Source organism: Flaviflexus equikiangi, assembly GCF_014069875.1.
Classification (GTDB): Bacteria; Actinomycetota; Actinomycetes; order Actinomycetales; family Actinomycetaceae; genus Flaviflexus; species Flaviflexus equikiangi.
Genome location: NZ_CP059676.1, coordinates 754,858 through 777,143 on the forward strand (window position 1 = coordinate 754,858; position 22,286 = coordinate 777,143).

A 22,286-nucleotide genomic window follows, 5' to 3' on the forward strand; every position below is an offset into this window, starting at 1 on the left:
GGTCACCCCGCCACGTTCCGGCACGGTGTCCCAACCGCTCCACCCAGAAGTGGGTTGAGCTGCTGGCCATTGGCAACTACCGCCACGGCGTCACGGATTCAACCTGTCGGACAGGTGCGTCGGTCCGCTCGGAGCTGCCATTGCCCTCCATGACCGGGTAGGTGACGTCGCCGCGTGCTTGGAGCTCGGCCTGTCCAATTGTCAGAGCCGCAGGCCTGTCGACCATGACCTCATTGAGCACATAGAGCCTGTTCCCGCCCGGTGCGTCCTGGGTGATGACAGTCCAGTCGAGGCTGGAAACCGTTGCCGGTCCCTCTGCTGGAACGTCAACTGTTGCGGTGCCGAGGTAACCAGTCGTCACACGGTAGCCGTGGTTGGCGATCGTCTGGCCGGAGATGAGGTTGCCCATCGACCATGCAACCCACATGCCCTCGCCGCGGGGGCCGCCCTCAAGCTCGGTGACCGGCTCGGGGACATGGGAATGGTTGCCATAGACGAGATCGACCTGGCCGGATTCGGCAAGCTCGTCAGCAATGATCAGCTGCTCATCAATCGGCTCTGACACGTACTCGGTGCCCCAGTGCATGGAGACAACGACAAGGTCTGCGCCCTGCTCGCGAGCATCCGCCGCCATATCAACGACATCGGATGTGTCGTAGGGGCCGAGCTCGCCGATGACGAACCAGGACCACGGCTGTTCGGCGCGGATTGGAATGCCGTTCGTCAGGGTCGTTGCGGAGATGTGGGCAACGGTGACGGTCCTATCCTCAACCTCAAGGTCGTAGAACTGGACCTGCTCTGATTCCTCTTCGGTGCGCGCCCCGCCGTGGAAACCCATCCCGTTCTCCTCGAGAACGGTGTTGGTTCGTTCCACGCCGGCGAATCCTCTATCCATCGTGTGGTTCGTCGCCGTCGCACAGCCGTCGAAGCCCACCTCCTTGAGCGAAGGAATGAGGTCAGCGGGCGCGCCGAACATCGGATAACCGGAATACTCGGTGCCCTCGGGTGCGATCGGGACCTCGAGGGCGCACAAGGAAAGATCCGCACCGTCGATCCAGTGCTTGATCTGCTCGAACTGGTACGTGAAATCGAAGGAATCAGCCCCGACACGTGCCGACTCGTAGATCGAGGGATGAAGGAGGATGTCCCCGCCCGACACGATCGTCAGCTCTGCAATCGGCTCGGTGCTCGGAGCCTCCGTCGTGGCATCGTCCGACCCATCGTCACCCCCCGCGGGCGGAGCTGCCGACTCGACCGGAGGTGCGCTCGCCGAACCGGAACCGTCCAAGGTTGAAGCGGAATCGTCAGGGATGGCGTTCGAACACGACGCGGCGAGAAGCGCCATAAGAAAGGCAGAGGCTGTGAGTTTACGGGCCGACATGCCATAAGCATAGGGGAGGGGAGTGGAATCGTCGTAGGCTATAGGGGTGAACTCTCAACCATCCGACTGGAATATCGCGAACGCGGTCACGATCGTCAGGCTCCTGCTGATCCCGCTCTTCGTGTGGGCGCTGTGGGACATCGACAACATGGCGATGCGCTACACGGCGACCGGCATCTTCTTCGTGGCCGTCCTGACCGATAAGCTCGACGGCTATCTCGCCCGCTCGCGAAACCTCATCACGGACTTCGGGAAGCTAGCCGACTCGATCGCCGACAAGGCGCTCATCGGTGCCGCACTCATCATGCTGTCCTGGCACGGGGTGCTGTGGTGGTGGGTCACCATCGTCATGCTGCTGCGCGAGATCGGTATCACCGTCATGCGCATGTACATGAAGAAGAAGGCTGTCATGGCGGCCGGCAAGGGAGGAAAGCTCAAGATGGTCCTCCAATCCCTCTTCATCGGCGGCCTTCTCATGCCCTGGCGGGACTTCATGCCGGACTGGATGGCGACGACGATGGAGTGGGCAACATGGGTCCTTGTCGCGGCCGCTCTCGTCGTGTCTCTCGTGTCGGCAGCCCAATACGTCCAGGACGCGAAGAGGATCAATCGTGAAGCCAGCTGATGTCCTCCTCGAGCGCGGGGACACCATCGCCACGGCCGAGTCCCTGACCGGAGGAGCGGTCTGCGTCGAGCTCGTCGAGACGGAGGGCATCTCTGCCATCCTCCTCGGCGCTGCGGTCTGCTACACGAACGACATGAAGGCACGCATCCTCGATGTCGATAGCGCACTGCTCGACGCCAAGGGCCCCGTATGTGCAGAGGTGGCGGTCCAGATGGCACGCGGCGCCGCACGTCTCACCGGGGCTGAGCACACCGTGTCGACGACAGGAGTAGCGGGACCGGGCCCATCCGATGGTCACGAGCAGGGCACCGTATGGATAGGTCGAGAAGACGGTCGAGCCTTCGGCTTCCTCTTTCGAGGCACACGCCCCGAGGTGAGCCGCCTCAGCGTCATCGCGGCAGTCCACATCCTTGCCGACCTTGACCTTCCCGACGAGGTCTCCGCCTATCACTTCGCGTCAGAAACCTGGAAATAGTCTGTGGGAGTCATCTCTGGGATGAAAGTTCGGGAACAAATCATGGGAATAGCCCGTTGAGGACTGTGATGACAACGGAAACACGAACCGGCGTATCCCGGAAGAACCACGCAGACATTATCCGTCCCCGCGAGGCGGCCTCCAAGTCGTCCGAACCCGTCCTCCTTCGCCGCGAGCTTGGTGACGTCCTCCGGGCCTACCGCCAGCGCCAAGGCCGCACCCTGCGCGAGGTGTCCTCGGATGCCCGCGTATCCCTCGGGTATCTGTCCGAGGTTGAGCGCGGACAGAAGGAAGCCTCCTCCGAGCTCCTCCTCTCCATCACGCAGGCGCTCAACGTGCCTCTCAGCCACGTGCTCCGCCTCGTGGCCGACCGCATCGACCTCTCCGAAGGCCGCATCCCGCCCAGCTTCCGTGTTCCCGACACCGTCCAGGAAGCTCTCGCCGAAGCCGGCATGAACTGATCGTGAGCTGAGGGTCGCGGCGATGCCGCGGCCCTCAGCATCATGTCACGCACGCATGAACCATTCAGAATTCTGGACAGTCCTCGATGACGTCTTCGGTTCCGCCTACGGGCAGGCGCTCGCGAAGAACCTGGCGCTGCCAGAGCTCGGCCATCGCACGGCCGACGAGCTGCTCGAGGCGGGCGAGCCCCCTCTGGCGGTGTGGGGTGCTCTCTGCCGTGAGATGAATGTCGAAGACAAGGTCTTCCACCACCGGGTGAATCCGAAAGAGCGCTCGTAGCCGCGTGCCCACAATTATCGAACGAATGTTCTGGTAGTGTGTTCTTCGGAGCTGCAGAACCTCCACTTTCCACAGCGTGGGATTTTGGAGGTTCTTTTGGTCAAAGGCGTGACCTACCGTAGCTCCTAGGTTGCCGCTCGGAGAGGGCGGGTTCCCGACAGAACGCCTGCTCTATTCGCACCTATCAAGGAGAAATGATGGCCGCAAAGCCCGCAGACCGCCAGAAGGCGCTCGACACCGCACTTGCCCAGATCGACCGCCAGTTCGGCAAGGGGTCGATCATGCGCCTCGGCGACCAGGCGGCACAGAAGGTCAAGGTCATCCCGACCGGATCGGTCGCCCTTGATGTTGCGCTCGGCATCGGAGGGCTGCCCCGCGGCCGCGTCGTCGAGATCTACGGCCCGGAATCGTCGGGTAAGACGACCGTAGCCCTGCACGCGGTTGCCCAGGCTCAGAAGGCTGGCGGGATCGCCGGCTTCATCGACGCCGAGCACGCTCTCGACCCGGCCTACGCCCGCAAGCTCGGGGTCGATACTGATGCCCTGATCGTCTCCCAGCCAGACACTGGCGAGCAGGCCCTCGAGATCATGGACATGCTGATCCGTTCCGGTGCTCTCGATATCGTCGTCATCGACTCCGTTGCCGCACTCGTTCCGAAGGCAGAGATCGAGGGTGAGATGGGAGACTCTCACGTCGGCCTCCAAGCCCGCCTCATGTCCCAGGCGCTGCGGAAGATCACCGGTGCGCTGTCGGCCTCGGGAACGACTGCGATCTTCATCAACCAGCTGCGCGAAAAGATCGGCGTCTTCTTCGGTTCGCCCGAGACCACGACGGGCGGCAAGGCCCTCAAGTTCTACTCGTCGGTCCGCCTCGACGTGCGCCGCATCGAAACCCTGAAGGAAGCCGGCGTGCCGATCGGCAACCGGACCCGCATCAAGGTCGTCAAGAACAAGATGGCGCCGCCTTTCAAGCAGGCGGAGTTCGACATCATGTACGGCATCGGCATCTCTAAAGAGGGAAGCCTCATCGATATGGGTGTCGACAACGGCATCGTCCGCAAGTCCGGTGCGTGGTTCACCTACGAGGGCGAACAGCTCGGGCAGGGCAAGGAGAAGGCGCGAGCCTACCTCCTCGAGAACAAGGACACTGCTGAGGAGATCGAACAGAAGATTCTCCAGAAGCTCGGCATCGGCGAATATGCGGACGTTCCGAGCGCTGACAGTCCCGAGCTCGCTGACGATGCGGTGCCAGCCGACTTCTGATGAAGGTCACGGGTGAGGAGACTCCCGACGAGTTCCGAGAGAAGGCGCGGGCGATCGTCTTGAGGCAGCTGGCGATGGTCGATCGATCGCGCCAGCAGCTCCTCGACGCGCAGACGTCTCGCGGTATTCCCGAGGAGATCGCGCTCGAGATCGTCGACCGGTTCGAAGAGGTCGGTCTCGTGAACGACGAGAAGTTCGCCGAGCTTCTCGTCCGTTCCCGGATGGCAGAGCGTCCCATGTCTCGTGTCGGCCTGTCTCGCGAGCTTTCGCGCAAGGGTATCGACCGGGACGTGGCAGAGGCCGCTCTCGACAGCGTCAGCGTTGAGGACGAGATGTCGGCGGCCTTGTCGTTGGCGCGGAAGAAGGCGCGCGCGACGGAGGGTCTGGACCCTGTCGTCCGCCGCCGTCGCATGTACGGGACCCTTGCAAGGCGGGGATTCAACCCGGAGCAGATCATGCGTGCCGTCACCATTGTTCTTGACGACGACATCGAAGACACAAGCCTGTAAGCTTGAAGGACATTGATCAAGTCTGACGACTTGGAGGCATGATGTTTGTTCTCACCCTCGACCAGATCGGGTCTCGCACTGGGGGAGACCTCGTGCCCGAGATCCTCGAGCGCTACGACCATTCTTCGTTCGTCCGTGCTCTCGAACGCACGGCCGGTGACGAGGTGCAGTGCGTCATCGACGATCCGGCAACTGTCCGGTCAATCATCGTCGATCTCCTGCGGGATGGTCGCTGGCATATCGGAATTGGTGCGGGCGCCGTCGAAATCGGCGATACGGCGCGCTCCGGTTCAGGGCCCGCCTACCTTCATGCCCGTGAGGCAGTGGAAGCAGCGAAAGCGCTGACGCGGTTCACACCCTCCGTGGCGATACGCGGGGACCACGAGTCTGCTCGCGATGCCGAGTCGCTCGCGAGACTGCTCGGGACCCTCATCGGTTCCCGTACGTCCGCTCAATGGGAGGCGATCGATGCGCTGAGAGCGGGGGAGACCCCGGCGCAGATCGCGCACCGTCTCGCCATCAGCGTGGAGGCCGTGTCCCAGCGGCGCGGGCACGGCGCCCAGGTTGTCGAAGAAGCATGCTGGCCGCTCTTGGACCGGCTCCTCGGCGAAGCGGGTTAGTCGTGGACGTTCTGATCGCCGTACTCGCCCTCCTCATCTCCGCAGCCTGTGGATGGCCGGTCGTTGAAGGCATCCTTGCCCTGGCGCGGATTGTCCCAGAAGACACCGGCACGCGCGACGATCTGCTCATCGAACCAAAAGCACCCCCTGAACGGCATGTGCTGCGCGGCGGAGCAGTGATCGGGGTCCTGGAGCGTGTGGCCACGACTGGCCTCGTTCTCGTCGGACAGGCAGGCCTGATCGCAGCAGTTATCGCCGTGAAGTCGCTCGGACGCTGGTCCGAGCTCCGCGACGATCCCGCCGTCAGCGAGCGCTTCATCATCGGCTCCCTCGCGAGCTACCTGTGGGCTGGGACCTGCGGTTTCGTCGGCCTGCTCCTCATCACATAACAGGGTTCTCCGCTCGGCGGGCTCGGTGTCTACAATGGGGTCGATGACTGAGACAACTCTTCCCCGCACCTACGCCATCCGCACCCTCGGGTGCCAGATGAACGTCCACGACTCCGAACGCCTCGCGGGCCTTCTCGAGGACGCCGGCTATCGCCATGTCAATACCGTCCCGGAGGCGGCGATGAGGGCGACGGACGCGGGGGACGCTGGCGCCGACATCATCGTGCTCAATACGTGCTCGGTGCGCGAGAACGCCGCCAACAAGCTGTTCGGCAATCTCGGCCAGCTTGCCGCGGTGAAGCGCGAACGCCCCGGCATGCAGATCGCCGTCGGCGGGTGCCTCGCTCAGCAGATGAGGGACGGGATCGTCGCCCGTGCGCCCTGGGTCGATGTCGTTCTCGGCACCCACAATCTCGACGTCCTCCCCACGCTTCTCGAACGGGCCCGTCACAACGAGGAAGCCGCCGTCGAGATCGAAGAGTCTCTCAAGGTCTTCCCCTCCACACTCCCCACAAAGCGGGAATCTGCCTACGCCGCCTGGGTATCGATCTCGGTCGGATGCAACAACACATGCACCTTCTGCATCGTTCCCCAATTGCGCGGCAAAGAACGCGACCGCAGGCCGGGGGAGATCTTGGCGGAGGTCGAGGCCGTGGTCGCGGACGGTGCCATCGAAGTGACGCTTCTCGGACAGAACGTCAACTCCTACGGTGTGGGCTTCGGTCAGAAGGGTGCCTTTGCGGATCTGCTCCGCGCCTGCGGTGAGATCGAGGGCCTGGAACGGGTCAGGTTCACCTCCCCACATCCCGCCGCGTTCACCGATGATGTCATCGATGCGATGGCGGAGACACCGAACGTCATGCCGTCGCTCCACATGCCGCTCCAGTCGGGATCGGATGCTATCCTGCGTGCGATGCGGCGCTCCTACCGTTCACAGAAATTCCTCGGGATTCTCGACCGTGTCAGGGACCGGATTCCGCACGCCGCGATCACGACCGACATCATCGTCGGCTTCCCCGGCGAGACGGAGGAGGACTTCCAGGCAACCCTCGATGTCGTCGAGCAGTCCCGATTCTCGTCCGCCTTCACTTTTCTCTACTCGCCACGCCCCGGCACCCCGGCGGCAGATATGGAGAACCAGGTTCCGGCCGAGGTCGCGAGCGAGCGCTACAACAGGCTCCTTGCGCTGCAGAATCGGATCTCGACAGAGGAGAACGAAGCGATGGTGGGCCGCACCGTGAATATCCTCATCGCCGAAGGCGAAGGGCGCAAGGATTCCGACACGGCACGGCTGACGGGACGCGCCGAGGATAATCGTCTCGTCCACGTGGCACTGCCGGAGAACCTGCGCCCCTACGCCGACACCTTCTCGAGCAGGGACCATGCCGGTGAGCTTCCCAGGCCGGGAGACATGGTTCGAGCGGTTGTCACCCATGGCGCACCCCACCATCTCCTCGCCGATTCGGCACGAGACGGCGGACTGTTCGAGATTCGTCGCACCCGGGCAGGGGATGCCTGGCAGAAGGCCCAGACACGGGTCGCTGAGCTCGATGCTGAGGCTGCCGGTCCCGTCACCCTCGGTATTCCCACGCTCCGAGTCCGATAGTCGTGGCCGTTCTCGCCATCGTCGGTCCAACCGCGGTCGGCAAGTCGGCTGCGGCGCTCAGCATCGCCCACACCCTGGGGGGTTCGCAGGCGTGGGAGATCATCGGCGCGGACGCGATGCAGCTCTATCGGGGGATGGATATCGGAACCGCGAAGGTCACTCTTGACGAGCGGGCCGGCATTCCCCACCACCAGATCGACGTCCTCGACATCAGCGAGGACGCATCCGTCGCGGCATATCAGCGCCATGCTCGCGAGGACCTTGATGGGATCGTCTCACGCGGCCGCATGCCTCTCCTCGTGGGCGGTTCGGGACTCTACATCTCCGCAGTACTCGACCGGATCGACTTCCCCGGCTTCGATCTCGACGTGAGAGCTCGGCTGGAACAGGAGTGCGAACGCGACGGTGCGGAGGCGATGCATGCTCGTCTCCGACGGATCGATCCCAGATCCGCCGAAGTCATCGATCCGCGCAACGTGCGCCGCGTCATTCGAGCACTCGAGGTCAACGAAGTCAGCGGACATTCCTTCCAGCCCGTGTTCCCCCGCCACACCTCCCACTATCCTGACACGGTGGTCGTGGGGCTGGAGATGTCGATGGAGGAACTTCATGCTCGCATCGAGGCCCGTACGCGGCTCATGATGTCGGGCGGGCTTCTCGAGGAGACCCAGGCCCTGCGCGAGAGGGGGCTGGATGATGCTCCGACGGCGCGGATGGCGACGGGATATCGGGAGGCGCTTGCGGTTCTCGACGGCACGATGACGACGAGTGAGGCCGAGGCAGCGATCTCTGCCGCGACACGCAGGCTGGTGAAGAAGCAATACACGTGGTTCAGGCGCGATCCCCGTATTCAATGGATCCCTGCCGGAGACGGTGTCGAGGAACGTCTGGGCGAGTTGGTCAGTAGAATAGTGGAATGATTATCCCTGTTCTCGAAGGCCTCACTCTCACCAAGGGCACCGTTGGCGGCAGTGACGCCATCATCTTCCCCGACCTCGACGCGACAAAGGACGTGGCAGCGGAGCAGGTTGCCCTTCTGTGCGACCGCCGGAGGGGCATCGGCGCTGACGCGCTCATGAGGATCGTTCGCACCCCCAACCCGTCTGAGTGGCGCCTCGACGTCTGGGATGCTGACGGCCATCGGACGGAACCCGGCGTGCTGATCTGGCTCGCCGCCCACTACCTGCGGGTTTCGGGCTTGGTCGCGCTCGACGACGGTGATTCCCTTGCCTTCGGATCCTCCTGGGTGACCCGGTCAGGTTCGGCCTATGCGACGGTTCTTCCGGGATCGGGGCCGAGCAGCAGCGACGGAGCCGAGCAGGGCTTCGACGTGGCCGTGACTCTCGACGGCGTCGAGGGAATGAAGGGCGGGCTCACGATCGGTCGTGAGTCAGTCGTCGTCGCGGTTGAACACGAGGACGAGTTCCGTGCCGCGACGGGGAGTGCGAAGTTCGATCCGGTTCCGGCCGCCCAGACGGTCGTCCTCCTTCATCCCGACGGTGACACGACCATCCTCGACTTCGATGGCGTGGAACGCCCCGTCACGGCCGTCCAGGTTCGGGCCTTCGCCCGCGGGCGGGAGCTCTACTCCCATCTCACCTCCGCGCGGGATGCTGTCGTCGCGCTCCACGGGTGGGCCGGCGAGACCGCAACCGGGATCTACCACGTCGATAATCACGGCTATCGCATCGAGGTGAGAATGATCGGGAATGAATGCGAGATGTCGGGAACGGCGGAGATCGTGGCCGAGTTTATGCTGACGGGGATTGCCGGCGAGGGCCGGTAACGCCAAGAACCCGGAATCCTCCCGACGATCCGATTCTCGTGACGTCGAAAGACTGATGGTCCAGCCAGGATGCGAGTGAGTCCGCCCCCAGGTTCTTGGAGATGACGATGCTGGCCTCACCGTCGAGGTGCTCGAACCAGTCGAGCAGAAGCTGCTGGAGAGCGGGCTTCCCGATGCGGACGGGAGGGTTCGACCAGATCGCGTCCACACCGCGCTCCGCCGCCATCGCGAGACCCTCCTCAGGGGTTGCGACGATGACGTTGGTCAGGCCTGCACGCTGCGCATTGGCCTCGGTCAGCTCACGGGCCCGAGCGTTGACATCGACGGCAAGGACCGTCGCGTTCGGAGATGCTGTGGCTAGCGCGAGAGTGATGGGCCCCCACCCGCAGCCGACGTCGACGAGCAGCCCTTCTGCCGGCGGATCGTCAACATACTTGAGGAGGACCTGGGTGCCCTTGTCGATCCGGTCGTGAGAGAAGACGCCGCCGGCTGTCGCGACCGTGAACTGATCGCCTCGGATCGTGAACGTATAGTCGCGACGAATGCCGGGCTTTGTGGGCTCTGGGGAGAAATAGTGGTCAGACACAGGTCTAAACTACCGCAGGACGTAGGCTCGTGAGACAATGGTTCGACGAAAAGGAGAGTCTCATTACCCAACGCGACATCAATTCCCGCGAGGGAACAGCCCTGCAGGCAGACGCCGACTACCAGGCCGACTATGCTGGCGACAGCTTCGATAGAGAACAGCGGTCGGCACTGAAGCGAGTACCGAACCTCACAACCGAGCTCGACGACATTACCGAGATCGAATACCGTCAGCTTCGGCTCGAGAATGTCGTGCTCGTCGGTGTGTGGACATCCGGAACGCTTGAGGATGCCGAGGTGTCGCTGAGAGAGCTTGCCGCTCTCGCGGAGACCGCGGGTTCCGCCGTTCTCGGCGGGGTCCTCCAGCGCAGAGACAAGCCTGACAACGCCACCTATCTCGGATCCGGCAAAGCGAAAGAGCTGGCGGAGCTCGTGGCGGAGACCGGGGCAGATACGGTGATCGTCGATACCGAGCTGTCTCCGAATCAGCGTCGAAACCTCGAAGACGTGGCAAAGGCGAAAGTCATTGATCGGACAACCCTGATTCTCGACATCTTTGCCCAGCACGCGAAGTCTCGGGAGGGTAAAGCGCAGGTGGAGCTGGCCCAGCTCGAATACCTGCTTCCCCGTCTGCGCGGGTGGGGTGAATCCATGTCCCGGCAGGCTGGCGGTCGCGTCGGAGCCGGCGACGGCATCGGCTCCCGCGGCCCGGGTGAAACGCAGATCGAGCTCGATCGCCGGCGTATCCACCAGCGCATGGCGAAACTCAAGAGAGACATTGCGGCAATGGAGCCGGCGAGGCGCACGCAGCGTTCCAACAGGCGCCGACACGCTCTGCCATCCGTCGTTGTCGTCGGCTACACGAACGCGGGCAAGTCATCCCTGATGAATAGGTTGACCCACGCGGGCGTTCTTGTCGAGAACGCTCTCTTCGCGACACTCGATCCGACTGTGCGCCGCAGCGCGACGGAGGATGGTCGCGTCTACACGATCTCCGACACGGTGGGCTTTGTGCGTTCCCTGCCGACCCAGCTCGTGGAAGCCTTCCGCTCCACCCTCGAGGAGGCGGCGGAAGCCGACGTGCTCCTGCACGTCGTCGACGCCTCCCATCCTGACCCGGTCGGCCAGGTGAATGCCGTCCATGACGTGCTGGCCGATGTCGAGGGGGTCGAGAACGTTCGAGAGCTCATCGTCCTGTCAAAGGCAGATTTGGCGGATCCTGTCGATCTCGCGGCGCTTCGATCCCGCTACCAGGATTCGGTCGTCGTCTCTGCGAAGACGGGCGAAGGCCTGGACGAGCTCCGTTCCAGGATTGCCGAGTGGCTGCCTCGTCCCACTGTCTCCGTGTCGGTGACGATCCCCTTCGACCGCGGCGATCTTATCTCGCGCGTCCATACCGATGGCGAGATCCTGTCCGAGGAGTACAGCGAAGATGGCACCGTCATCTCCGCTCTTGTCGACCCAGAGCTAGCTGCCGACCTCCGCGCCAACAGTGTCGGTCGGTGAGGTCCTCGACGCCGTTGTCACCAGTATCGGGGGGAAGCGGCGCGAGGGTCAGGTTGAGATGGCGGAGGCCGTCTACGACGCGCTGACGGATGGCGGGCACCTCCTCGTCCAGGCAGGTACCGGCACGGGCAAGTCCATGGGTTATCTCGTTCCCACTGCCCTCTGGGTTGCGAGAACGGGAGGCCGTGCCATCGTGTCGACCGCGACGCTGGCACTCCAGCGGCAGATCACCCACGATGATGCTCCACGCGTGCTGGAAGCCGTGAAGGAGAAGACTGGGGTTGTCGTCTCGACGGCCCTGCTCAAGGGCTGGCAGAACTACGCCTGCCTCAAACGTGTCAACCAAGACGCCCAGGCGGCACTCTTCGCGGAGGGCGAGGCGACGGCCCTCGGCGAGCAGGTCGTGCGGGCGAGAGAGTGGGCGCTCACGTCCGACACGGGAGATCGGGATGCTCTCGTTCCGGGCGTTCCCGATCTCGTCTGGCGTCAGCTCTCGGTTTCGAAGCAGGAATGCGACGGCAAGGACTGTCCTCTGTTCAACGAGTGTTTTCCGGAGAAGGCGCGCCAGGCGGCGATGGAGGCGGACATCGTCATCACCAACCACGCGATGCTCGGTGTGCAGTCCGCCGGCATCGAAGTCCTCCCGCAGGCGGGTGCCGTCATCATCGATGAGGCGCACGATCTCGTGGGCCGCGTGACGAACCAGCTGACTGTCAGGATCGGCCCCGCCGACATATCTCGTGTCGCGCGCATGATGAGGTCCCTCGGGAAACTCGATGCCGAGTTCGTCCGGCACGGGGACAGCCTCGCGGATGCTCTGAAAGATGTGGATGGCAGGATTCGGCTGATCCCGGACATGGTCCGTGAGGCGCTGGGCGCGATGGCGCGAACGGTGAAGGAGGCGTGCGAGTCGGAGCAGTGGGCGAAGGCCTTCATCAAAGACATCGACGACATTCTGTCCGATGACGGCCGCTATGTCGTCTGGGCATCCGAGGGCACCATCTATGGTGCTCCCCTCGATGTTGCAGGACCGATTGCGAAAGAGATCTTCTCTGAGCGCGCGGCCGTTCTCACGTCGGCGACGCTCGAGGTCGGCGGCTCCTTCAACCCGATGGCCTACCAGGTGGGGCTGGCTTTCCCCGACCAGGGGCCGTGGGAAGGCATCGACGTCGGTTCCCCGTTCGACTATCCCAAGCAGGGAATCCTCTATATCGGATCCGATCTTCCCGCCCCCAGCAGGGAGGCGGACAATACGGTCGTCCATGAGCGGATGGTCGAGCTCATCCGAGCATCCGACGGGGGAGCGCTCGGGCTGTTCTCATCCCGTCGCGCCGCAGAAGAGGCCGCTGACTACCTTCGTGACCATCTTGATGTTCCCATCCTGTGCCAGGGCGACGATCAGCTCTCGACACTCGTCGAGGAGTTCAAGAACGACGACAGGGCGTGCCTCGTGGGTACCCTGTCCCTCTGGCAGGGGATCGACGTGCCGGGCCGCGCCTGCCGCCTTGTCCTCATCGACAAGATTCCGTTCCCGAGACCGGATGATCCTGTCTCACAGGCCAGGACCGAGCAGGTCGGCAAGCGCGGCGGCAACGGGTTCATGCAGGTCTCTGCCACGCACGCGGCAGTCCTTCTCGCCCAAGCATCGGGCAGGCTTCTGCGTCGCACCGACGACCGCGGGGTTGTGGCGGTGTTTGATTCTCGCATTGTCACGAAGGCATACGGTGGCTTCCTCCGTGCTGGTATGCCACCCATGTGGCCCACCGCTGACCTCGAGATCACGAAAGAATCTCTGAAGCGGCTCTCGGGAGCTGTCAGAGTGAGCGAATAACCGTGACGACTCGTCCGAGGATCGTCGAACGATCACCCGGAATCGGGGCGTAGGCGGAGTTCTGGGGAAGCAGCCACACGTGACCATCGCGCCGGTCGAAAGTCTTCACGGTCGCTTCATCGTCGATCAGGGCGGCCACGATATCGCCCTTGTCGGCGACCTGTTGACGTCGGACAACAACCCAGTCACCGTCAAAGATCCCGGCGTCGATCATCGAATCGCCGGCCACTTCGAGCATGAACATGTCTCCCGTGCCCGTCATGTGTCGGGGCAGGGAGAAGACCTCTTCGACCATCTGATCGGCGAGGATGGGGGAGCCGGCTGCGATACGGCCGACAAGTGGAACATCAACAGAATCTGCTCGTTCAGAGGGAACCGCTGTGAGCTCGGGAGCGGAATCTCGTGCCTGCGAGGTGAGCATCAGCGTGCGGGGGCGGCGCGGATCGCGTTCGATGAGCCCCTTCTTCTCCAGTGCATCGAAATGATATTTGACTGACGAGGGGCTGGCGAGGCCGGTTCCGGCGCAGGTCTCTCGAACGGTCGGTGCGTAGCCGTTCTCGGCGATGAACTCTTTCAAGAACTCAAGAATCGTGAGCTGCCTACCGGAAAGCTTGTCAACCATGCTCACTCCTGGATGTTGATCATTTGTTCGAAAAAGTGTCCGACCTCGTTCGTACCTTGTGTACAGGATATGCGGTTGCCGGGCCGACAATCAAACACTTGTTCTAATCGGCATGTCGTGTATAGAATGCAAACAGATGTTCGAGAACAAACGTTCGAGGAAAGAAGGAGGCAGGCCATGAGCGCACTGCTCGCACCCCAGCCGAAGACTGGAACTCTGACACCCGTCGAACTGCCGCGCCTGCGCGCAGTCTCCACGAGGACTCCTATCGACATCCCCAATCTCAAGCCAACGGTCCTTCACGCGGTTCCCGCCGCTTCTGACACGCACTCGATCGCTGTCGAGGACGCACATGCTGACCGTCTTCTCGGGATGCTGAAAGCAGGTGTCGTGATCGCTGCGAGCACGGCGTTCGCATTCGGATTGGAGCTCTGGCTCAGCTTCTGATGTGCACGGTGTAACATGACGTCGTGCACTGTCCTTTTTGTCACAACACAGATTCCCGAGTCATCGACTCCCGCTCCCTCGATGAGGGGCAGGCGATCCGACGGCGCAGGGAGTGTCCCGCGTGTAAACGGCGCTTCACCACGACGGAGACCGCCTCCCTCGTCGTCGTGAAACGTTCTGGTGCAACCGAGCCGTTCTCCCGGGAGAAAATCATCGATGGCGTATGGAAGGCCTGCCAGGGCAGGCCCGTATCGCGCGACGATCTCGCTGTCCTAGCCAGTCAAGTCGAAGAGGCGGTTCGCACCTCGGGTGCCGCCCATATCAACTCGGACGATATCGGCCGTGTCATTCTTGGCCCGCTCCGCGATCTCGACCAGATCGCCTACCTGAGATTCGCCTCGGTCTACTCAAACTTTGAAGACCTTGACGACTTCCAGCGAGCAATCGAGGAGCTTCGTCGAGGTGCGGGGAATGCTAGCCCTTCTGAGGCGCAGTCGACTCCGGGGACGGAATCGAAGGCGGACAAGTAGGGATCGTCTCCCGAAGCGACTGATGCTTCCCTGCCATGCGCAGGCTCGACCCGTGTCTGCCCAAGCGACCGGACGGTGTGTGCCAGTGGCCCAAGTGGCGATTCGTCGTGAGAGTGCGATCGTCGCCAGCGTGAAGCAAGAGAAATGGTGTGATAGCCATTTCCAGCTTCGCCACGCGGAATCGATGTCACCGCTCGGACCAGATCATGCGCGAGATCGAAAGACCGAATCGAGCTGCCGCAGCCTCATCGACTATCGGCCGCGCTGCTGTTGTGTCGCGGGTTCCACATGGATAAACACTTCTGCGCCGGGGAAGACGGCATTGGTATCTTCCTCCAGGCGATCGGCAACCTCATGGGCTTGCGCCACTGACCAATCCTGCGGCACCTCCATGACGACATAGATCTGACGATGACGACCGGATTCGACAGTCCGAGGTGGCGAAAAGACGACGCCATGATGCGAGCTGAAGGCTCTGAGAACTTCATCGAGTTGAACCAGTTCGTCCTCGGGCAGTGACGCGCTCAGTAGGTTCTTTAAAGCATCCCGGAGGAGGCGGTACCCAGTCCACAAGATGTTGGCGCCAACGGCGAGCGCGATGACGGGGTCAAGCCAGTTCCAGCCGGTGAGGGACACGGCGGCAACTCCGACAAGCACGCCTAGTGTTGTCCACACATCGGTCAAGAGATGGTGACCGTCAGCGGAGAGAGTAGCCGACCGATACCGCTTACCTGCCCGCAGGAGGGCAAGTCCCACCAAGAGATTCAATATCGACGCGGCCGTCGTCAGAACGAGCCCGATTCCCAACTGTTCCAGCGGTTCGGGTGAGATGAGGCGTTGGATCGATGTGTAGATGATCAGTGCGGCGGCGACGAAGATCAAGGCGCCTTCAACGAGGGCCGACACGTATTCTGCCTTGCCGTGACCGAAGTGATGATTCTTGTCGGCTGGGCGGGCGGCGATGCGCAGGGCGATAAGGCCGACAACAGCCGCTACGAGGTTCACCCCGGATTCAAGAGCATCGGATAGGAACCCCACCGAACCGGTCAAGACCGCGGCGTAGGATTTTAGTCCGATTGTCACGAACGCAGTGATGATCGACAACATCATGAAGTGTTCGAGAAGTCGCTGTTCCGAATGTGAAGGAGATGACATGTAAGCAACCTTGTGCGTCAGGCGCCGGCGAGCACACGGTAGGGAGCTCGGCCGACACGGGAGTGTGGACCGAAGGTCTCGCTAACTAGCCGAACTCGAGGCCAACCTCGGTGCTAGCTGGTGGCCGGGCGGTTACCCGCCAGTATGTCGACCGTCCATCTCCGCTTCATCGAAGCAGGGCAAGCTACTCCCCTTCGCCACGTACTCTACCAGGAGAGTCGCATGCCCCAAGAGTCTGTCGAACGAGAGAGACGTCCCATCGCGGGGCTCGCGCTAGTGCCGGCGAGTCTCGCCCTGGTGTGCGGCCGGTCAGCGTCGAGGTCGTCGGGGAGCGATCTACCCGGGCGAAGCGATGGTGCCTCGCCGTGATTGTCGCTCGGCAGATGGTCCGCAGCTCGTCGTTCCGACGATCTGAGATCCGCCATGGGAAAACTCTGGGGCCAAGGCCGTCGTGTCTTGTGTATCTCAACGACACGTCCGGTCGTTGATGCTAGGCGCGGAGAGAAGCGTCCTGCCCGGGCCCGAGGATGTCCCCGGGCCCGGGCAAGGCCTTACTTCTCCTGCGCGGACTCCTCGTCCGGTGTGGTGTCAGTCTCCGGTTCGGAGGGAGTCGATCGCTCCATGCCGGCTTCGATTCGATCGCGGAGCTCCGTCGCACGTTCGCGCAGATCATCCCCGGTCGCTGAGAGCTTCTGCTTCCACACCCCGGCCTGGAGTTCCAGATCCTGGAGCTGATCGCGGACGGAGCGCCTCATGACCTTGCCCAGCTGGGAGCGCGGGAGCTCATCCATGATCGCGATTGAACGCGGCATCGAATAGTGGGATAGTTTGTCCTGCGTCCACTTGCGGACGTTCTCGAGGTCGATCGTGGCGCCGGGCTCGAGAACGAGTGCGGCGACCACTGCTTCTCCTCGCGTGCCGTCGGGCATGCCGACCACCGCGACGTCTCGGATTCCCGGCATGGAGCGGACCGCCTCCTCAACCTGGGAGGGATAGACGTTGAAGCCGGAGTTGATGATGAGCTCCTTGCGACGGTCCGCCATGACGAGAAAGCCATCGTCCCAGGTCACGAGGTCGCCGGTGCGGAGCCATTCCCCATCGATCAGCGTCTGGGCAGTCTCTTCTGGCTGGTTGAGGTAGCCGATAAACACGTTCGGTCCGCGCACGAGGAGTTCGCCGATCTCGCCCTCGGCTACGTCGTTGTCGATGTTCTCGGGATCGACGACGCGCACCTCAACCGACGGGAAGGGGAGTCCGAGTGTGGACGGGCGACGGTCTGCGGAGACGGGAGAGCCGGCGATGACGGGGGAGCCCTCCGTCATGCCGTAGCCCTCGATGAGGAGAGAATCTGTCGCCTCTTCCCAACGCTTGGCCAACTCGGGATCGAGCGGCATGGCGCCCGATACGGAGTAGCGGAGCTTCGTGAAAGGATTCGGGCCGTCGAAGGCTGCGATCAGGCGGTCGTACATGGGGGGAACGCCGCCGAAGAACGTGATGGGGTGGCGCTTGTTCGCGGCGATGAGCATGTCCGGATCGAAGCTGGGAAGAATGTCCTGCGTTGCGGCGAGGCCGACCGAGAGGACGAGCGATAGCACCATGCCGAACGCATGGAAGAACGGAAGGACAGAACCGATGGTCTCGTCTCCGCGCTTGAGCTCGCACAGCCATGCCGCGACCTGTTCGTAGTTCGACATGATGTTGAAGTGCGTGAGGCAGACCGCCTTCGGGGAGCCGGTCGTGCCGCCCGTGTGCAGGTAGACGGCGACATCGTGGATGTCCGGGCCTTCGGCGACAAAGCTCGAGGGGGCGGACGCGACCATCTTCTCGAACGAGTAGACGTGTGCGGGGACGCGGCCTCTCATCTTGTTCCGCTGCGCGCGTGCAGCCTTGATAGGTAGCTTGAGGAGCATCTGCGACCTCTTGGGCAGCGCGGCCGTGAGGTTGACTGCCATGATGGTCTTGCCGGGCAGGAGATCGGCGAGATCGGTCAGCGTCTTCTCCCACCCCACGACGACGGTGCCGCCGTGGTTCTCGATCTGGGCGACGAGTTCCTTGGCCGGGGCCAGTGGATTGTGCTCGGCGAGAATCGCACCGATCGACCACGTGGCGTAGGCCAGGGCGACGTGCTGGGTGCAGTTCGGGAGGATGGCGGCGACAACATCGCCGCGCTTGACGCCCGCGAGCGTGAGCATGGAGGCGGTCTTCTGCACGAGTTCGCCCAGCTCCGCATACGACGTCTTCTGTCCGATGAAGTCGATAGCGTGGCGGTTCGGAAAGTCGGCTACGGCCCTCGTCAACAAGTCGGGCAGCGGTGCCGTTGGCAGCTCGATCTCGTCGGGTACTCCTGCTGCGTAGTGCTGTCGCACCATGGTGATCTCCTCACGCGTTAAATTGGACTGCACTCCATTTTGCCACGTTTCGGTGATCTAGTCCCGCGAAAGGACCCTCAGCCTAATCGTGGCCTCCGCACGAGCAAGCTCGGCGATGGCGTCCTCTGGAATATTCGATGAAATGTCGGTGACCACGTAGCCGATCTGGCCCTGGGTCGCGAGTTGCTGAGCGTCAATGTTAGCGCCGGACTCCGCGAATACTCGGTTGACCATCGCGAGGGCACCCGGCATGTTCGAGTGCACCCAGGCTATCCGGTAGCGCGAGGATTTGGCAGGGGAATCGACGATCTGCGGCATATTGATCGACATGTCAGTGGCACCCTTGCGGAAATATCCCACCATCTTCTCAGAGACGAAGAGGCCGATGGCGCGCTGCGCCTCCTCCGTCGATCCGCCGACGTGAGGCGTGAGGATGACGTTCGGCATTCCCGTGAGGACGGACTCGAAGGGGTCTCCATTCGCACGCGGCTCCGTGGGGAAGACGTCGATTCCGGCACCGGCGACCGTGCCATCGGTCAGGCGTGCCGCCAAGGCATCGATATCGACGAGGAAACCGCGGGACAGGTTGAGGAAGATCGCGCCCGGCTTCATCATCGCGAACTCGCGCTCGCCGAAGAAGTTCTTGTTCGATGCTCGACCGTCGACGTGGATGGAGACGATGTCGGCGACCTCGAGGAGCTCCTCCATCGAGTTCATTCGACGAGCATTGCCGATGACGAGCTTCTCAGCGGTGTCGTAGAAGACGACTCTCATCCCGAGTGCTTCCGCCACGACGGACAGCTGCATGCCGATGTTGCCGAAGCCGATGATCCCGAGCGTGCGGCCGCGCACCTCGTGCGCTCCCGTCGCCGACTTGTCCCAGATTCCCTGATGAAGGGCCTTGTCCTGGACGGGCAGGCGCCGGGAGAGCGAAATGATCTCGCCGATCGCCAGCTCGACGACCGAGCGGGTGTTCGAGTATGGGGCGTTGAAAACTGCGACCCCTCGATCCGTTGCCGCATCGAGATTGATCTGGTTCGTGCCGATCGAGAACGTGCCGATCGCCAGCAGATTCGGATGTGCCTCGATCACCTTGCTGGTCACTTCGGTCTTGGACCGGATGCCAAGCATGTCGAAACCATCCAGGGCCGCAATGAGGTCGTCTTCATCGAGTGCGCCGCGATGACGAACGACCTCGATACCGGCGCGAGCGAAGGCTGCGTCGGCGTTGGAATGGGGATTCTCGAGGAGGAGAGCGCGTGTCATTACACCATCTTGTCTGTCGTGGCAGGAAAACGGCAAATACGATTCACCTGCTGAGAAACTATCCTTCGATCTGCTCGCGGGCCGTGGGATCGCACGCGTCGAGGAACTCGGAGATGCGATCGACTTCCGCAGTCTCGCCGATAGCCTGAGCAGCTCTTCCGAGGCTATAGAGGGCTTCGAGGAAGCCCCGATTCGGCTCATGCGAGTACGGGACCGCTCCCTTGCCCCGCCAGCCTGCTCGGCGGAGCGAGTCGAGGCCGCGATGGTATCCGACGCGCGCATAAGCATAGGAGTCGAGCTCGCGGCCTTCCGACCAGGCGACCTGGGCGAGACGCGCCCAGGCGAGAGAGGACTCGGGGTGACGCTTGACGACGGCGTCCGGCGTCTCGGCGGCAAGCCCGGCCATGACCTCCGGCTCCTCGGGGAGGCGGGTGGCTTCTGGTCCGATCGAAATATGCACTAGATATCCGTTCCTGGGGTGAGTATGAGGTGCTGGGTCGGCCGTGTCATCGCGACATACAGATCGCCCGGCTCCTTGATTGTCCCATCGATGATGACGGAATCGAACTCGAGACCTTTCGCTTCGCGCGGAGTCATCGTGCGAACCTGCGGATGATCAACCGTGGGAGGGTTCTCGGAGATGATGGCGATGAGACCCTGACCCTCCCCGTACTCGCTGCGAAGGAAGGCGAGTTCCGCATCCAGGGCCGTGTCGAGGTTTTCGATACGGAGTGAGCCCTCAACCTCGCGCACGGCGGTGACCGGATGACGCAGGCTCATGCCGCGGCGCTTCATCGCTTCCTCCGCCTCGCGCAGGACAGTTGCGGGAGTGCGATAGGAGATCGTCAAGACTTCCTCCCGCAGGTGGCTTGCCAGCGGGCCGAGGAGTCCGCGCCAGCCGCCCTCCGGAGCGCCGGATGGTCGCTGATCGAGATCGCCCACGATCGTGAGAGATCTGGAGGGTACTCGACGCGCCACCATCCGCCACGCCAAGGGCGACAGCTCTTGCGCCTCGTCGACGACCACGTGGCCGTAGACCCACGTGCGGTCGTGAATGGCACGTTCAGCCAACGGCAAGCGCCGCGTCTCTTGACGGTTGCGGTCGGCCAGCATCTTTCCGGTCACGATCCCTCCGCCCAGGTTCATGCTTGCCAGCGTGGCACTCGCGTAGCCCTCGAGATTCTCATCGGATGTCTCAGGGGCGGGAATGTCTCCCAGGAGCTCGGCCATCTCATCAAGGATCGGAATGTCGGCAGCTGTGAAACCGGATCCTTTGGGACGGCGCAGCAGAGCCCGCTCCTCCGCGCTCAGCTCCGGGGCCACCTGCGCGAGGAGGGTGGGATGAGCGAAGAGATGCTCGAGAAGCCACGTCGGAGAAGCCGGGAGCCAGCACAGATTGACGGCACGCCGCACATCCTTATCCGAGGCGATGTCAGCGACCAGCCAGTCCTGATTCTCGGTATCGGACGCCTCCAGGTACTTCTTGACCAGTTCGTCCACGACAGCGCGGGCATAGATCTGACGCGCCTCGTTGTGCGGCTTATCGCTGCGGCGGGCACGGGACTGGCCGATGGCGATGACGTCCGGCGTCATGTCGATGTTGTAGGAGTTGATCCTCAGCGTCGTGGGCGTCCGGAGCGGCCGGCGAAGATGGTCAACCGCTCTCTGAGCGATCGCTGCCCACACGGTGCGGCCCTTGATCTCCTCGACGCGCGGGGTGTCGACCTGCGTGACCGTGACGCCCGGCAGGAGGTCGGCAACGGTCGAGGACACGACATCGGACTCGCCGAGAGAGGGGAGGACCCGTGAAATGTAGGAAAGGAAGGAGGGGGAGGGGCCCAGAATGAGGACACCCGAGTTTGAGAGCCTGTTGCGGTGCGCATACAGGAGGTAGGCGGCGCGGTGCAGGGCAACGGCTGTCTTGCCGGTCCCGGGACCGCCCTGCACGACGAGGACGCCGGTGGAGTCCGCCCTGATGATCCGGTCCTGCTCAACCTGGATGGTGGCGACAATGTCGCTCATGTGACCCTGCCGTGCGGATCCGAGGGATGCCATGAGAGCGCCCTCCCCGGCAAGGGTGAGATGTGCCGTCGCATCGCTGTCGGAGGTCAAGAGCTCGTCCTCCACCGACACGACCTTGCGCAGGCGAGACTGGATGTGCCGCCTGCGAACCATGCCCTGCGGGTTCAAAGCCGTCGCCTGATAGAAGGGTTCAGCCTGGGGCGCGCGCCAGTCGAGAAGAATCACATTGCGATCCTCGTCACGCAAACCGATGCGCCCGATATGCTCGACGTCACCGTTTTCGGTATCCAATCTGCCGAGAACGAGCTGATGCTCGACGTGCGAGAGCCGGGCAAGATGGTCCTCATAGTCGGCCGCGAAGGAGTCCCTCTGGAACAGTTCTTCGGGGTTTCCGCGTCCGCCCTCCTTGCGGATTTCTGCTAGTTTTCGGGAATAGCCTGCGGCTAAGGAGTCGAGCCTCGCATATGCTTCGTCGAGGTAGCCCTGCTCCTCAGATATCGCGTCCATTGATTCTCCATCGCTCATGAGACATACAATTATCCAAGACCGACATCTACTT

General features: G+C 62.9%; 23 protein-coding genes. 15 read left to right on the plus strand and 8 right to left on the minus strand.

What is annotated here, in order from left to right:
* Nucleotides 1-76: 76 nt before the first annotated feature.
* Complete coding sequence (locus H2O75_RS03610) at nt 77-1,381, minus strand: CapA family protein (RefSeq protein WP_182173794.1); 1,305 nt, start codon at nt 1,379-1,381, stop codon at nt 77-79.
* A 46-nt stretch (nt 1,382-1,427) separates the two neighbouring features.
* Here H2O75_RS03610 and pgsA point away from each other — a divergent pair, with 46 nt between their 5' ends.
* From pgsA to H2O75_RS03665, 11 genes are all read left to right on the plus strand, one after another.
* The gene (gene pgsA, locus H2O75_RS03615; RefSeq protein ID WP_259365297.1) at nt 1,428-2,006 is read left to right on the plus strand and encodes a CDP-diacylglycerol--glycerol-3-phosphate 3-phosphatidyltransferase; all 579 of its coding nucleotides are present in this window, start codon (nt 1,428-1,430) and stop codon (nt 2,004-2,006) included.
* Nucleotides 1,993-2,481, plus strand: a complete 489-nt coding sequence (locus tag H2O75_RS03620) for a CinA family protein (RefSeq protein ID WP_182173797.1) — start codon at nt 1,993-1,995, stop codon at nt 2,479-2,481. Before pgsA ends, H2O75_RS03620 begins: the two co-directional genes overlap by 14 nt.
* Before the next feature lie 68 nt (nt 2,482-2,549).
* Nucleotides 2,550-2,942: a helix-turn-helix domain-containing protein gene (locus H2O75_RS03625; RefSeq protein WP_182173800.1), complete on the plus strand. Its 393-nt coding sequence runs from the start codon at nt 2,550-2,552 to the stop codon at nt 2,940-2,942.
* A gap of 55 nt (nt 2,943-2,997) precedes the next feature.
* Entirely contained in the window at nt 2,998-3,222 is a 225-nt protein-coding gene (locus H2O75_RS03630) for a DUF3046 domain-containing protein (RefSeq protein ID WP_182173803.1), read from the plus strand.
* A gap of 197 nt (nt 3,223-3,419) precedes the next feature.
* Nucleotides 3,420-4,484, plus strand: a complete 1,065-nt coding sequence (recA, locus tag H2O75_RS03635) for a recombinase RecA (protein ID WP_182174878.1) — start codon at nt 3,420-3,422, stop codon at nt 4,482-4,484.
* Nucleotides 4,484-4,993, plus strand: coding sequence for a regulatory protein RecX (locus H2O75_RS03640; protein ID WP_182173806.1), 510 nt, complete (start codon nt 4,484-4,486; stop codon nt 4,991-4,993). The genes recA and H2O75_RS03640 overlap by 1 nt, the downstream gene beginning before the upstream one ends.
* A 38-nt stretch (nt 4,994-5,031) precedes the next feature.
* Complete coding sequence (locus H2O75_RS03645; protein WP_182173809.1) at nt 5,032-5,613, plus strand: hypothetical protein; 582 nt, start codon at nt 5,032-5,034, stop codon at nt 5,611-5,613.
* Between the two features lie 2 nt (nt 5,614-5,615).
* On the plus strand, nt 5,616-6,002 hold the full coding sequence (locus H2O75_RS03650; RefSeq protein WP_204736281.1) for a hypothetical protein: 387 nt from the start codon (nt 5,616-5,618) through the stop codon (nt 6,000-6,002).
* A 34-nt stretch (nt 6,003-6,036) separates the two neighbouring features.
* Nucleotides 6,037-7,608 (plus strand): tRNA (N6-isopentenyl adenosine(37)-C2)-methylthiotransferase MiaB, encoded by a 1,572-nt coding sequence (gene miaB / locus H2O75_RS03655; protein WP_182173815.1) that lies wholly within the window; start codon nt 6,037-6,039, stop codon nt 7,606-7,608.
* 2 nt (nt 7,609-7,610) lie between these two features.
* A complete protein-coding gene (miaA, locus tag H2O75_RS03660; protein ID WP_259365298.1) occupies nt 7,611-8,528 on the plus strand; it encodes a tRNA (adenosine(37)-N6)-dimethylallyltransferase MiaA in 918 nt (305 codons plus the stop codon).
* On the plus strand, nt 8,525-9,394 hold the full coding sequence (locus H2O75_RS03665; RefSeq protein WP_182173818.1) for a diaminopimelate epimerase: 870 nt from the start codon (nt 8,525-8,527) through the stop codon (nt 9,392-9,394). The genes miaA and H2O75_RS03665 overlap by 4 nt, the downstream gene beginning before the upstream one ends.
* Here H2O75_RS03665 and H2O75_RS03670 read toward each other — a convergent pair.
* Nucleotides 9,360-9,980 (minus strand): class I SAM-dependent methyltransferase, encoded by a 621-nt coding sequence (locus H2O75_RS03670; RefSeq protein ID WP_182173821.1) that lies wholly within the window; start codon nt 9,978-9,980, stop codon nt 9,360-9,362. The genes H2O75_RS03665 and H2O75_RS03670 overlap by 35 nt on opposite strands.
* Nucleotides 9,981-10,009: 29 nt before the next feature.
* Between H2O75_RS03670 and hflX the strand changes: the two genes are divergently transcribed.
* Nucleotides 10,010-11,485 carry a GTPase HflX gene (gene hflX, locus H2O75_RS03675; RefSeq protein ID WP_182173824.1) on the plus strand — a complete coding sequence of 492 codons (1,476 nt, stop codon included), beginning with the start codon at nt 10,010-10,012 and terminating at the stop codon, nt 11,483-11,485.
* A complete protein-coding gene (locus tag H2O75_RS03680) occupies nt 11,472-13,316 on the plus strand; it encodes an ATP-dependent DNA helicase (protein ID WP_259365299.1) in 1,845 nt (614 codons plus the stop codon). The genes hflX and H2O75_RS03680 overlap by 14 nt, the downstream gene beginning before the upstream one ends.
* Here the strand turns inward: H2O75_RS03680 and lexA are convergent.
* A complete protein-coding gene (gene lexA, locus H2O75_RS03685) occupies nt 13,300-13,938 on the minus strand; it encodes a transcriptional repressor LexA (protein WP_182173827.1) in 639 nt (212 codons plus the stop codon). The two genes, H2O75_RS03680 and lexA, sit on opposite strands and share 17 nt — an antisense overlap.
* Before the next feature lie 177 nt (nt 13,939-14,115).
* Here lexA and H2O75_RS03690 point away from each other — a divergent pair, with 177 nt between their 5' ends.
* A complete protein-coding gene (locus H2O75_RS03690; RefSeq protein ID WP_182173830.1) occupies nt 14,116-14,385 on the plus strand; it encodes a hypothetical protein in 270 nt (89 codons plus the stop codon).
* Between the two features lie 23 nt (nt 14,386-14,408).
* Nucleotides 14,409-14,915, plus strand: coding sequence for a transcriptional regulator NrdR (gene nrdR, locus H2O75_RS03695; RefSeq protein ID WP_182173832.1), 507 nt, complete (start codon nt 14,409-14,411; stop codon nt 14,913-14,915).
* Between the two features lie 252 nt (nt 14,916-15,167).
* Here the strand turns inward: nrdR and H2O75_RS03700 are convergent, their stop codons facing one another.
* The 5 genes from H2O75_RS03700 to H2O75_RS03720 form a co-directional block, all read right to left on the minus strand.
* Complete coding sequence (locus H2O75_RS03700) at nt 15,168-16,070, minus strand: cation diffusion facilitator family transporter (protein ID WP_182173834.1); 903 nt, start codon at nt 16,068-16,070, stop codon at nt 15,168-15,170.
* A gap of 551 nt (nt 16,071-16,621) precedes the next feature.
* On the minus strand, nt 16,622-18,439 hold the full coding sequence (locus H2O75_RS03705) for an AMP-binding protein (RefSeq protein ID WP_223147078.1): 1,818 nt from the start codon (nt 18,437-18,439) through the stop codon (nt 16,622-16,624).
* Between the two features lie 57 nt (nt 18,440-18,496).
* Entirely contained in the window at nt 18,497-19,705 is a 1,209-nt protein-coding gene (gene serA, locus H2O75_RS03710; RefSeq protein WP_182173837.1) for a phosphoglycerate dehydrogenase, read from the minus strand.
* A gap of 58 nt (nt 19,706-19,763) precedes the next feature.
* Nucleotides 19,764-20,165, minus strand: coding sequence for a DUF3151 domain-containing protein (locus H2O75_RS03715; protein WP_220462773.1), 402 nt, complete (start codon nt 20,163-20,165; stop codon nt 19,764-19,766).
* Nucleotides 20,165-22,234: a HelD family protein gene (locus H2O75_RS03720; RefSeq protein ID WP_259365300.1), complete on the minus strand. Its 2,070-nt coding sequence runs from the start codon at nt 22,232-22,234 to the stop codon at nt 20,165-20,167. Before H2O75_RS03720 ends, H2O75_RS03715 begins: the two co-directional genes overlap by 1 nt.
* Nucleotides 22,235-22,286 lie beyond the last annotated feature (52 nt).